The sequence below is a fragment of the Streptomyces sp. NPDC052301 genome, assembly GCF_044593395.1.
Taxonomy (GTDB): domain Bacteria; phylum Actinomycetota; class Actinomycetes; order Streptomycetales; family Streptomycetaceae; genus Streptomyces.
The window spans coordinates 73346-85522 of record NZ_JBIUBE010000024.1; the positions used below are offsets into that span (position 1 = coordinate 73346).

Sequence of the window (12177 nt, forward strand, 5' to 3'; positions counted from 1 at the left end):
GACGGCTCGGCCGCGCCGCCGCCTGCGTCGGTGGCGGTGCTGGTCGGTGCGGTGCTGTGGGGGCGGGGGTTCACCACTTGTCGGCTTCCTCGTGTGCGTCGTAGAGCCCGAATCCGTACGGGGCGGTGAGAGCAGTTGTGTCGTCTTCGATCTCGGGGCGGTCGTCGAGGTCGTCGATGCTGTCGTCCGCGTCCCACTCGGTCGACTTGTCGGCGCTCGGTGCGCTGTCGTGCTGCGGGTGGCGGGCTGCGGGGAGCGGGAGGGGGGCGGTGCGGGCCATGAGGGCCTGTTCGGTGGTGGTGGCGTGGCCGCTGTGGACGCGGCGCATGAGCTGGTCGAGGGCGTCGGCGAGGTCGGCTTCTTGCTGCTCGATGTCGCCGTGGTTGCCGCGTGTGGCGAGGGTCCTGATGTGCTGCCAGGTGCGGTCGTTGAACGGCTGGTGGACGTGGTCGCGGTGGATCCAGCCGATCTCGGTCAGCAGGCCGTCGGGCAGGCGTATCCAGATCTGGCGGACGTCGTGCGGGTTGTAGTGGATCTCCCATTTGCCGTCTCGGCCGGCGACCGGGGAGGATTGGCCGCGGTAGGGGGCGAGCAGGTCGTGGTCGTAGGTGCGGTGGTGGATGCGGATGCCGGAGGCGGTGACGGCCTGCCAGCGCACGGGCAGCAGCTCGAGGTAATCGTTTCGGGTGAGAGGGACGGGGACGTACCCGGCGACGGCGACCAGCGCGGCCCACATCTGGTTCGGGGTGAGGGCCTTTCTCGGCATCAGCGGGTGGCGCAGGCCTTCGTGGGGCCGGTGGTGGTAGTGCACCAGCCACTCATCAAGCAGGTCTTGGAGCTGGGCGACGCTGTAGCAGGCGTCTTTCTCGGTGTCGGGGCCGCGGCGGGTGACGTCGGAGCCGGTGTAGCCGGGCAGGTGCTGGCAGAACAGGGCGTTGATGGTGCCGAAGGCGCGCTCGACGATGCCTTTGGCGGTGGGGGCGCGGGGCGGGGCGGGCTGGACGCTGATGCCGAGGTGTTCGCAGGCGGCGGTGAACGCGGCGGAGATGAAGATCTTGCCGCGGTCGACGACGATCGTTTCGGGCAGGGCGACGGGCCGGGCCGCAGCCCCGGTCAGCCGCTCGTCCAGCGCGGCCAGCCGCTGGTGGGGGAGTGCGGGGGCGTGGTCCATGCGCAGGATGTCCGGCCAGGTGGGCCGGGCGGGGTGCGGGACGGCCATCTCTGCCAGCAGCAGGGCGGCGTCGACGGCTTTGGTCGCGCTGGGGCACAGCACGGCGGCGAGGATGGCGCGGGTGGCGACGTCGACGGCGATGGTGAGTTCGGGCCGGGCCAGGCGCCCGTCGTCGAAGAGGGCGAGGACGTCCAGGCGGGTGGTGTCGACCTGGACCTGTTCACCCGGCCGCAGCGCCGTGGCGGGGGTGAAGGCCCGCCCGTCGACGCTTGCGGGCACCTGCCTCACGGGCCCGGAGGGCAGTTCACCGGGCCGCGCCAGGGCGGTGACGAGTCGGTACAGCGTGGCCTGCGACGGCGTGGGCACCGTGCCGGGGCCGTGCCGGTCTTCAAGGATCTGGTTGATCAGCGGGAACAGGCCGCCGCTGATGGTGCCGCGGGAGCGGCCGCGGCGGCGCAGCGCCTCGCGGACGGCTGCGACGACCCGTTCGTCGGCCGCCCGGTGGGGCTGGAGGCGCGGGTGGTGTGGTGGTCGAGCAGCCCCCACAGGCCTTGCTTGCGGTAGGCGAGCCGCATGCGCTGCACCGTGGTGCGCGAGACCCGGCTGAAGCCGAGCGCGGTCAGTTCCTGGGCCTTGGCCTGCTCCCGCTCGGCCAGCGTGTGCCGTTCGGGGTCGTACTGCTCCCGCACCGTCCCTTCGCTGCCAGGGCCGCCAGGCAGGCCGTATTCGACTTCCCGCACGTGCCGCTGCCAGGCCAGCGCCTTCTCCCGCGCCGCGGCGGGGCGGTCTCGAACAGGCCCCACTGCGGGGCGGCCTGGGGTGCGTCGGCCCCGATGACGGTGAAGCCTCCACCCGGCCTTCAGGCGTGTTCTGCCAGTCCGGAACAGTGGTGAGGTGATCTGCGAGCGGTTTCAGCAGCGGGCCGCGCAGCCGGTGGCGGAGGCGATGCGCGAGCTCGCGCAGCCCGTCGCCCCGGCCGCCATCCCCGACCTGGAGGTGCCTCATGTCCATGGCTCGGATGCATCGTCGCCGGTGGATCGCCGCCGTTGTAATGTCGGCCGTCATGACGCACTGGCAATCGTTGAGCGCCGTGTCGAAGACGGCGCTGGCCGTGGCCCGGGTCCGTGCTGACGAGAGCGCAGCGGGCAATGCCTTGTTCGATGATCCGTACGCTGAGGCCTTCCTGGCCGCCTGCGGAGAGCCGGCGCGGCTGCCGCGGGATTGGGGCCCGCTGGCGGTCGCGCTGAGGTTCCAGACGGTGATTCGGACCCGTTTCTACGACGATCAGCTCCTCCAGTCCGGCTGCGATCAGGTGGTCCTGCTTGCAGCCGGACTGGACACCCGCGCCTACCGGCTTTCCTGGCCGTCCGGGACCCGCTTGTACGAGCTCGACCTGCCACCGGTCCTCGAGTTCAAGCACCGCGTGCTGGCAGCCCAGTCCGCCGGCTCCCGCTGCGACCGCACCGCCGTGCCCGCGGACCTGCTGAGCACCACCTGGGCCGACCGGCTGGTCGATGCCGGCTTCGACCCCGGCCGGCCGGCCGCCTGGCTTGTGGAAGGCCTGCTGGTCTACCTCACCGCTGACGAGGCAGGCGCGTTGCTGCGAACTGTGGGCGAACTGTCGGCTCCTCTCAGCCGGCTTGGCCTGGAGCGAGGACGCAGCGGACGGACCACCCTTGACGATCCGTCTGTCGCGCACATCACCTCGCTGTGGAAGGGCGGTCTGGGCGCCGGCACCGCTGAGTGGCTCGAGGGCCACTGCTGGGACACCGAGGCCCATCCGCTCGACACGGTCGCAGCACACTACGGCCGGCCAACGGCCAACCCGTCCGGCACCGGCTTCATCACAGCTGTGCGCACCACGCGTTAGCCGGTCCCCGCAGCGACAGTCACCGGGCGCTGTCGGCCTGCAACCGCGGCGCGCGCGGACCTCCTTGTCCTGCGTGCCCGGGCGGACTCACACCGTCAAGCCGTTCCTGGCCCTGTTTGGCGAGACCTCGGCTCTGGGGGAGTGGCGGCAAGCGGGTGCCGGCAGGGGGGAAGCGGCTGCCCGCCCTGGCGAGGCGCCGGGTGTCGGAGGAGCCGCTGCTGCCGCGTGAGATCGACGACAAGCTGGTGCCGCCGGTGTGGCCCGGGCCGAGGCATCTGCTCCGTCTCGGCCCGGTCAGCCGTCAGGTCCGAGGAACCGCCTGGCTGGAGGAGCCGGCGGCTTGGGACAGGCCGACTTTGTCTCCTGCGGACCAGGTGCGGACGGCCGGGCCATGCGGTCCGCCGACCAAGCTGCTCAGGATCTGAGCGTGGGCGCTCAGCGCCGGGGGGCTCAACACCGCGTCGTGAACGAGGAAGACCTCGCCGGGTCCGACCTCCCTGACGTAGTCGACGACCTCGGCCAGTTTCACCCACGGCGCACCTGCCGGTGCGAGGAGCGTGCGCACGTCCTCCTCCGGGACAGTGAGCGCGTCGCCCGGGTGGAAGACTCCGTCGACCAGAAAGCCGACGTTGTCGAACTCGGCGAAGTCGCGGTGGATGGTGGCGTGCTTTTCCCCGTACACGTGGAATTCCAGAGGGCCGATGTCGAAAGTGTCTCCGTGTCGGAGGGTATGGACGCGTCCGCCGAGGTACGAGCAGGAGATCGCCAGCGACCTGCGAGCCGCCGTCGGAAACCTGGTGCGGCGCGCACGGGCCACCGACGCCATGCCGCAGACGCAGGCCGCGGTACTGGGCTACCTCGACCGCGAAGGGCCCATGACCACCAGCGAGCTCGCGGCCCGGCAGCAGGTCCGCCACCAGACGGCGGCGCGGGTCGTCGGCCAACTCGTGGAACTCGGCCTCGCCCGCCAGAAGCCCCATCCGGACGACAGGCGCAAGGTCCTCGTCATGCTGACCGATCCAGGCCTGCAGGCACTCCAGGCACGCCGCGGCCGCCGAGCCGACTGGCTCGCCGACGCCATCGGGGCAGAGCTGTCCCCCGCCGAACAGCAACAGCTCGCGGAGTCCGTCGCCCTCCTCAAACGGCTGGCCCGGCACGGCGATCACAGCTGACCCCCCGCAGCAGGTACAGCACCTCCCGGCGGCCCCGTCGCCTGTCTGAAGGCGGCGCAGGGCGTCTTCGGACTCCCGGTCGTCGGGCAGGTGGAGAAGCGGCCCCGCGACGAGCGACGACTGGTTGCCGCAGGCTCGGGACAGCGAAAGACGCCGGGCCGCACACAGCGCCCGTTCGCCGTCCTCGCCCCGCTCGGGGTCACGTTCTGTTTCGGGCTCTGGGCGACGGAGGGCTAGCCGCCGATCACGACGGTGCCGTCACCCTCACAGATGACGCACGCGATCCTCGACCCCTCCCTGACCGACAAGGACCTCGGCACCTTCCTGGCGAAGCTCGCCGACCTGGCCAAGGGCGGCGACTACAAGACGGCGCTGCTGCCGGTGCAGGGCGACGGCACCCTGAGCGCCCAGGCGGCGAACAGTGTGGTCAAGGACATCCTCGGCGGCACCGCCAAGAGCCCCGAGCAGGGTTCAGCGGTCCGGGTCTCCGTGCAGAACGCCTGCGGTGAGAAGGACAACACCGGCAAGGTCCGCGTGGTCCTCCTCAACGGCGGCTTCACCTTCCTCGAGGGCGGCACCGCCTCGACCCGCGAGACCTCGCAGGTCGTGTACGCCGACCCCGCGCACAAGGACGACGCCGCCGAGGTCGCCAAGACCCTCGGCCTGCCCGCCGGCTCCGTGACCAAGGGCACGGCGTCCGGCAACGCGGACGTCACCGTGATCGTCGGCCGCGACTACAAGCCCTCCGCCTCGTAGCCGTGCGGGGCCCCGCCCCGGGTGATCCTTTACTGACTTCGGCGCTTCAGGGTTATGGCGGTGGGAGGCCGGGCGAGAGCCCGATGCAATCCACCACCTCGAAGCGACAAAGTCAGGAACGGCTCCTCGCTCACGACAGATGAGCGAGGAGCCGTCCCCCTTTCCCTCGTCCTCTACGGCAGGCCGGCGCGGTTCGCCATGACGTGCAGTGCCTCGCCCAGCGCCTTTCGTTGCTTCTCCGTCAGCCCGGCCACGAACTCCTCGTCCAGGGTCCGCGCCAAGGATGTGCAGCGGTCCAGCAGGCTGTGCCCCTCCTCGGTGAGTGTCAGTACCTGCCGTCGGCGGTCCCGCGGATCCCGGACCCGCTGAACCGCGCCGAGGCCTTCCAGGTGGTCGGCCAGCGACACCATCAGGCTGGGGGCGACACCCATCCGCGCGGCCAGTTCCTGCTGGGAGGCGACGGCGGCAAGGCTGAGCGCGGCCATCAGGCCGACGTGCTTCGGTTTGAGATCCAGCCCCTCGATCTCCCGTGCGAACCGGTCGGTGGCCACTGTGCCGAGAGTGCCGAGCCTGAACACCACGGTCGAGGTCAGGCCCGGGGTGTCGCCGACCATCGCCCCGTTGACATCGCTCATGGTGAAAATGATAGCCTCAAAAAACCATTCACACTCAGAATGATTCACGGGGAGACGTGATTATGAACTCGTCCACCGTCCAGGCCGTCCTCACGGCCGCCAACGGCCTCGCCTCCCTCACCTCGGCCGGCTTCTGCATCGCCGGAATGGCCAGGCCCGGCCTCGCGCTTCCCAAGGGCATGGCCGTCAACGGGGGGACACATCTCTACGCAAACGCCTACGGAGCCCGGGCGATCCCGCTCGCCGCCGTCACCCTCGCCCTGTTCGCCATGGGCGACCGGTCCACCGTCGCTCCCGTTCTCGCCGTCGCCGGCCTGGCCCAGTTCGGAGACTCGGCGATCGGCGTACAGCAGAAGAACAAGGGCATGGCCATCTGCGCCGGCCTCCTCGGTGTTCTTCACCTCGCGTCGGCGTGGTGGTTCCACATGTCTCCGGCGCCACGAGGCTGATGCACCGGCTGGGTTCCAGCCCGGAGGTCCCTGCACGCAGAGTCGCCGAGCGTGACGAGCAGGCCGTCACCGCATGGAAGGAAGCGACCTGGGCGGAGGTAAAAGAGCGCGGGCGGCCTGCGGGGGCTACATCTGCTTCGAGGGCGAAGCAGGGTTCCCCGGAAGCCGCGCGTCTCGGGCCAGCGCCCCTTGCAGTGAGGGGCAGGGGCGCTCGGCGATCTTGGAGCCGCCACCGACTCTGTAGTGTGCCAGGGGCCGGGCAACGGCATGCGTACGCTTCCCGTACGCATGCCGTACGGGAAGCGTACGAGTCGGGGCAGCCTGTTGTAGGTCTACGCCCATTCCATGCCGAGTTCTCGCAGCGCGCCCCGCTGCACCGCGCTGAGTTTGTCCCGCCGGGCCTTGGTGTTCGAGACCCACACACCCAGCTTCAGGCCACCGGTTCCGGCTCGCTGTCGATGGTGATGTGTTCGGTGTGGCCGCGCGGTACAGGTCGGTCGGCGCCTTCGCGTTCGACCCACTGGGCGAGTGCGGCAAGGCCGCGGCTGGAACGCGAGCTGCGCCTTGCTGGGGCCCTTGGCCGTGCGGGTGGCCGCCGGGGCGGCAGACGGCGCCTGAAGCGGCTTGATGCCGAGGTTGGTCAGTCGTTTCTGCTGTTCGGTGGAGAGCTGCTTCCAGGTGGCCGGCTGGCGCTGCTGCTGGAGCCAGCGTCCGATGTCGTCGCCGTCCGCCGGGGGTGATGTCGGGGAGGTGGCCGTGGGGCTCGTCGGCGGCGAGGTCGGCGAGGATCCGGTAGTGGCGCTGCCAGTCGAGCGGCCAGTCGCAGTTCCAGTCGGGGTCGATCGCGGTGAGCTGCTTGGCGCGCGTGGCGGCCCGTTCGGGGTCCTTGCCGAGGCCGCCGGTGCGGCGGAGGTTGGCCATGTGCTGCCCGATGGGTACGAGGCCTTCGGCGTCGTTGTCGCCCCATACGGCGTCTTGGCGGGGTGCGAGGTGTCCGGTGGCGCGCCGGTAGGAGCGGAGCTCGGCGAGTTTGGTCTCCCAGGCTTCCTCGCCCGGCTCCCACACCATCCCGGCCCGGCCGCGTCGAGGAGTTCCTTGCGGTGGCGGTCGAGCTCTCCGGCCCGTAGTGCTTTGCGCTGCTGGTGGACCCATCGCCCCAGCGGGAAGGCCTTCGTCACGCCGACTTCGGTCTCGACGTCGTAGGGCACGGCGTGCAGGCCGGTGATCTTGTGCTGCTTCCGCCACCGCAGCAGCGCCTGGTAGCCCTCGAGCCAGACCAGGGACTCCGGCCGGTAGACCCGGGTACGCACGAACGCGGCGATGGTGCCCGCATCCCGGGGGGAGGAGAAGTGGAGCAGGGCCGATTCCGCGGCGGCCTGGGTGGCGTCCTCCTCCTGGTCGGCGCCGCCGGCCTCGCCGCCGCCGGTGCTGGTGCTGATGATCCGGCCGTTCTCGTCGCGCTGAACGTGGACCTTGCGCTCGCGTGTGCTGCGGGTGAGGGCGCGGGAGGCGAGCTGCTCGACCAGGCGCTCATCGTGCGAGCGAAGGCCTTGGAGCACGGCCACGAGCGGCTTGAAGCTCGCGCTGGCGACCATGTCGGTCGGGTCCTCGTCCGGCTCGAGGAAGACCGGCACGATGATCCGCGCGATCTTCGTGGTGCCGTCCCGGTTCAGCCTGAGCGCCCGGCCGATGTTCTGCATGATCTCGACCTGGGAGCCGCGGGTGTCGGCGAAGCAGATCGCTTCGACTCCGCGCTCGCCGGTGATGTCGATTATCTAGACGTTGTGTGGGTGGCAGGGATGTTTGTTGTGGGGGTGACCTGCTGTTAAGTCATGCTTTTGACACCTGTGGGCTGGAGCGTGCGGGTGTCTGTCGGCGGCGATAACGTCGCGGGTTGCTGGGGTTTGCTGGCGATGAGAAGTCTGCTGTCGTGTCCTGGGGAAGTGATGCTGGATGGGGCTGTCGGGGGGGCTGCGGATAAGGCGGGAAACCAGTACGAGGACTGGTGGACCGCGCTGCGGGTGGCAGATCTCCTGCGGGGGCGGGCGTCGAGGCTCCGTCTGGGCCTCCGGGCCGGGCGGGCGCCGGGATTGAGTTCCTGATCGAGGAGACCGACGGCACCTGGTGCGAGCAGGTGAAGGACGTCCTGTGCAAGGGGCCGTGGAGCCTAGTAGTGCTTCGTTAGGTTGTGGGCTGTCTGTGGCTGCTCCGGGGGCGGGGCAGGGGGCGTCCGCAGGTGGTGCAGGTACCGGTCCAGCACCTCGGCATGTCCTGGAGCACGTCGAGGACCTGGTAGAGGGTCAGGCCGGTGTGCGGACTTTTGGGTCGAGCCGCCTGAGGGTGAGGAATGCCTGAGCGGCGGTGACGAGGGTGACGTGGTGGTGCCATCCGCGCCAGATGCGGCCCTCGGCCGGCGAGACCCAGGTGCTGTTCTTCACCGAGACCGAAGCCCGCGAGTGGGCCACTATTCCGACCACGGGATCGTCGGCACTGGCGGCTGCCCGCTGCCCGCTGCCCGCTGCCCGCTGCCCGCTGCCCGCTGCCCGCTGCCCGCTGCGCGGTGGCGTAGTGGCGTTCGGCGGCGGCTGACGGTCACGTCTGGATGGGCCGTGGACGGGGGAAGAGCGTGAATCGTTCTGGAGCGAACCCCTCCAGACCGGTGAGCGAGATGCGATCGGCGTTGTAGAGGCGGATCTCCACGTTCATAAGGGACTGGAGAGGGGCTAGATCGTAGGCAACGTTTGCGAGAGCGTTGATCCTTAGACGTCATCTCATTTGGCGAGCCTGCGGTAGCAGATGAGGGTGCAGGCGATGCTGGTGAAGGCCAGGAAGTGCTCGGCTTTGCGCTCGTAGCGGCGGTGCAGGCGGCGGCATCCGGCGAGCCAGGACATCGTGCGCTCTACGGTCCAGCGATGGCGGCCCAGATGGGTCGAGGACTCGATGCCCTTGCGGGCGATGCGGTGCCTGATGCCGCGGCTGCGTAACCATCGCCGCAGGTGGTCGTAGTCGTATCCCTTGTCGGCGTGGAGCTTTGCCGGTCTGCGTCGCCGGCGCCCGCGCCGGGAGCGGATGGGTGGTATGCCCTTCACGAGCGGGATCAGGGCCTGGCTGTCGTGGAGGTTCGCTCCCGAGATTCCGGCGGACAGGGGCAGACCGGTCCGCTCAGTGATCAGATGGACCTTCGAGCCGTACTTGCCCCGGTCGACAGGATTCGGACCTGTCAGATCCCCTTTTTCAGGGCCCGCATGTTCACCGAGTCGATCGCGCAGCGGGACCAGTCCAGCTCGCCGCAGGTAGTCGGCCCGCAGGGTGCGACCACGTTCCTCGAGGACGTCGGGATCCCGGCCGGCGAGAGCGATCGCCAGGCGAGTATCAGTACGGGCCCGGGCCCATACCGCGCGCAGTGATGAGGATCTTTGGAAACGACCAGTGCTACTCGTCGTTCCTCGGTGAGATGCCTGGGGCAACTGGGGCGCGACACTCGCTTGTTGAGAGTGCGGCTTGTGACCTCGTCAAAGAATGACCGCGGTCCGGTCGCAGGGGCCGCTCCCGTGGATACGCTTTTCACCCAGAGGTACGCGGGCAGCGACTTTGTGGGAAATCTGGGGGGATCGCGTGCTGGATCAGGCTTTGATTGCATTGGCTTCCGCGGCGGGTGCGGCGGTGGCGTCGGCCGCCGGGACGGATGCGTGGATCGAGATTCGGGCGAGGGTGGCCTCCTTCTTTGGCCGGGGCGGGCCGCCAGGTGCCCCTCAAAGGGCACTGGACCGCCTTGACCGATCGGCTGGCGAGCTGGAGAGCGCTCGCTCTGGGGAGGCCGATTCGGTACGGGCTGGGGTGGCGGCCTCCTGGCGGGCCCGCTTTGAGGACCTGCTTGAAGGACTGGACGATCCCGACCGGCAGGACATGGTCGAACGGCTGCGCGAACTGGTGGCCCTGGCACAACAGGCCATCAGCGGCGTCTCGGCCGAGGGCGAAGGCATCGCCTTCGGCGGAAGGACCGACATCAGGGCCGACAACGGGTCAGTGGCCGCCGTGCGTATGGGGGACGTGAGCATCGGAAACCCTCCGCCACCGGGCCCGGACCAGGGCTAACCGCACCCGGTACCCAAGCAGCCCCCAACATCAGGGCACAGACCGTCCTTTTCGCACATCACGGCGTGGTGGTCGGCCGCGCTGAGACGGTGCATCAACACGCCGCGCCGCGGGCCGTGGTGTCCTGGCCGCACCTGGTGGGCCGAATCCCGCGGCAGGCGGACTACTTCCAAGACCGGGGCGCCGTCGGCGCCTTGGACGCTGCGGTGGCCGAGGCGGGCACGGCGGTGCTGTGCCAGGTCCTTACGGGGTCCGGCGGGGTCGGCAAGACACAACTCGCGGCCCATCACGCCCGGACCGCCTGGCAGGCCGGACGGCTCGACCTGCTGGTCTGGGTCACCGCCGCCAGCCGCGAGGCGATCATCGCCGCATACGCCGCGGCCGGCACCGCCGTGCTCGGCGCCGACCGCGACCGCCCGGAGCAGGCCGCCGAGGAGTTCTATACCTGGCTGCAACCCAAACCGCCCCCCATCGGCAGGGAAGATCCGCGGCGTCGGTGGATGGTGGTACTGGACGACCTCACCGACCCCGCCGACCTGCTGAACCTGTGGCCGCCCACCGACAACCCTCTCGGCCAGACCCTAGTTACCACCCGCCGCCGAGACCCCGTACTGACCAGCGACTCACGCCACCGCGTCGATGTGGGCCTGTTCACCGAGGTCGAGGCCGACGCATACCTCACCGCCGCCCTAGCCGCCCACGGCCGCACCGACCCGCCCGAGCACATCCATGCTCTGGCCCGCGGCCTCGGCCGTCTTCCCCTGGCTCTGGCCCAGGCCGCTGCCTTTCTCAACAACGCTCGCTTCAACGAAGCCGATCCGAAAGCGGGATTCCTGCCTATCGACTGCCCGCGCTCCTGCCTGGATCCCTGCACTCGAGCGGACTGTGTCACCTACCGCAAGCAGTTGGCCGACCGCGCCCGAACCCTGGACGACGTCCTGCCCGAGCCCGGCACCCTGCCCGACGACCAAGCCGCCACCGTCGCCGCTGCCTGCTCCCTGTCCATCGACCGCGCCAACACCCTTCGCCCGGTGGGCCTGGCCCGCCCGATGCTGCAACTGACCGCAATGCTCGACCCCAACGGCATCCCCATCACCATCCTGACCAGCCCACCCGCCCTGACCCACCTCAGCGAACAACGCACCACCCCCGACACTCGCCACCAGGATCAGGTCCCGGTCACAGCCGGGGACGCGGTCGACGCGCTGCGGGCCCTGCACCTGCTGAGCCTGCTCGACCCAACCACCGGCCCAGGCTCCACCGTCACTCATCAAACAGTGCGAGTACACAACCTCATCCAACGCGCCGTCCGCGATCCCCTGCCTGCCGACCGCTACGACCAACTCGCCCGTACCGCTGCCGACGCCCTGACCGCCGCCTGGCCCGACGTCCCTCGCGACACCTCCCTGGAACAGTCCCTTCGCGCTAACGCCGCAGCCCTCACTTACCACGCCGCGGACGTCCTGTGGCGACCCGACTCCCATCAGGTGCTCTACCGCACCGGCACAAGCCTCGGCGAAACCGGCCAGCTCACTGCCGCTGTCAACCACTTCCGACACCTGACAGAAGATGCCCATCACCGACTGGGTCCCTACCACCCCGACACCCTGGCCGCCCGTGGCCACCTCGCCCGATGGCGGGGGGCGGCAGGGGATCCGGTTGCGGCAGCTGCCGCCACCGAGCAGTTGCTGCGCGACCGGCTGCGGGTGCTGGGTCCCGACCACCCGGACACTCTGACCGCCCGGGCCAACCTTGCCCGATGGCGGGGGGCGGCGGGGGATCCGGGTGGCGCCGCCACTGAGACCGAGCAGTTGCTGGACGACTTGGTGCGGGTGCTGGGCCCCGACCACCCCAACACCCTGAACGCCATTAACAACCTGGCCTACTGGCGGGGGACGGCGGGGGATCCGGGTGGCGCCGCCACCGCGTTCAGTCAGTTGCTGCGCGACCGGCTGCGGGTGCTGGGTCCCGACCACCCGGACACTCTGACCGCCCGGGCCAACCTTGCCCGATGGCGGGGGGCGGCGGG

10 protein-coding genes and 3 pseudogenes are annotated in these 12177 nt (G+C 70.1%); 7 read left to right on the forward strand and 6 right to left on the reverse strand.

The genetic code is table 11. The features are described 5' to 3' along the window. Nucleotides 1-70: 70 nt before the first annotated feature. Both ACIHEJ_RS39030 and ACIHEJ_RS39035 read right to left on the reverse strand, forming a co-directional pair. Nucleotides 71-1219, reverse strand: coding sequence for a Mu transposase C-terminal domain-containing protein (locus tag ACIHEJ_RS39030; protein WP_400142617.1), 1149 nt, complete (start codon nt 1217-1219; stop codon nt 71-73). 356 nt (nt 1220-1575) lie between these two features. Then, nucleotides 1576-1974 carry a hypothetical protein gene (locus ACIHEJ_RS39035; RefSeq protein ID WP_400142602.1) on the reverse strand — a complete coding sequence of 133 codons (399 nt, stop codon included), beginning with the start codon at nt 1972-1974 and terminating at the stop codon, nt 1576-1578. 260 nt (nt 1975-2234) lie between these two features. On the opposite strand from ACIHEJ_RS39035, the gene ACIHEJ_RS39040 reads away from it, so the two are divergent. Continuing rightward, complete coding sequence (locus tag ACIHEJ_RS39040; protein ID WP_400142603.1) at nt 2235-3041, forward strand: SAM-dependent methyltransferase; 807 nt, start codon at nt 2235-2237, stop codon at nt 3039-3041. A gap of 301 nt (nt 3042-3342) precedes the next feature. Here the strand turns inward: ACIHEJ_RS39040 and ACIHEJ_RS39045 are convergent, their stop codons facing one another. After that, a complete protein-coding gene (locus ACIHEJ_RS39045) occupies nt 3343-3867 on the reverse strand; it encodes an MBL fold metallo-hydrolase (protein ID WP_400142619.1) in 525 nt (174 codons plus the stop codon). On the opposite strand from ACIHEJ_RS39045, the gene ACIHEJ_RS39050 reads away from it, so the two are divergent. Then, the gene (locus tag ACIHEJ_RS39050) at nt 3866-4213 is read left to right on the forward strand and encodes a MarR family winged helix-turn-helix transcriptional regulator (RefSeq protein WP_400142618.1); all 348 of its coding nucleotides are present in this window, start codon (nt 3866-3868) and stop codon (nt 4211-4213) included. The genes ACIHEJ_RS39045 and ACIHEJ_RS39050 overlap by 2 nt on opposite strands. Before the next feature lie 282 nt (nt 4214-4495). Beyond that, nucleotides 4496-4969, forward strand: a pseudogene (locus ACIHEJ_RS39055) (LytR C-terminal domain-containing protein); the annotation flags it as partial. Between the two features lie 173 nt (nt 4970-5142). On the opposite strand, the gene ACIHEJ_RS39060 reads toward ACIHEJ_RS39055, so the two are convergent. After that, a complete protein-coding gene (locus ACIHEJ_RS39060; RefSeq protein WP_400142604.1) occupies nt 5143-5604 on the reverse strand; it encodes a MarR family winged helix-turn-helix transcriptional regulator in 462 nt (153 codons plus the stop codon). A 62-nt stretch (nt 5605-5666) separates the two neighbouring features. On the opposite strand from ACIHEJ_RS39060, the gene ACIHEJ_RS39065 reads away from it, so the two are divergent. Beyond that, nucleotides 5667-6053, forward strand: coding sequence for a DUF4267 domain-containing protein (locus ACIHEJ_RS39065; RefSeq protein ID WP_400142605.1), 387 nt, complete (start codon nt 5667-5669; stop codon nt 6051-6053). A 332-nt stretch (nt 6054-6385) separates the two neighbouring features. On the opposite strand, the pseudogene ACIHEJ_RS39070 reads toward ACIHEJ_RS39065, so the two are convergent. Next, nucleotides 6386-7825, reverse strand: a pseudogene (locus ACIHEJ_RS39070) (Helicase associated domain protein); the annotation flags it as partial. 589 nt (nt 7826-8414) lie between these two features. Here ACIHEJ_RS39070 and ACIHEJ_RS39075 point away from each other — a divergent pair. Next, on the forward strand, nt 8415-8642 hold the full coding sequence (locus ACIHEJ_RS39075; protein ID WP_400142620.1) for a hypothetical protein: 228 nt from the start codon (nt 8415-8417) through the stop codon (nt 8640-8642). Nucleotides 8643-8824: 182 nt separating this feature from the next. Here ACIHEJ_RS39075 and ACIHEJ_RS39080 read toward each other — a convergent pair. Beyond that, nucleotides 8825-9342, reverse strand: a pseudogene (locus ACIHEJ_RS39080) (IS5 family transposase); the annotation flags it as partial. A gap of 326 nt (nt 9343-9668) precedes the next feature. On the opposite strand from ACIHEJ_RS39080, the gene ACIHEJ_RS39085 reads away from it, so the two are divergent. Together ACIHEJ_RS39085 and ACIHEJ_RS39090 are read left to right on the forward strand one after the other, a co-directional pair. After that, nucleotides 9669-10148, forward strand: coding sequence for a hypothetical protein (locus ACIHEJ_RS39085; RefSeq protein ID WP_400142606.1), 480 nt, complete (start codon nt 9669-9671; stop codon nt 10146-10148). A gap of 65 nt (nt 10149-10213) precedes the next feature. Next, nucleotides 10214-12177, forward strand: a 1964-nt coding sequence (locus ACIHEJ_RS39090; protein ID WP_400142607.1) for a tetratricopeptide repeat protein, incomplete at its 3' end; no start/stop codon positions are given.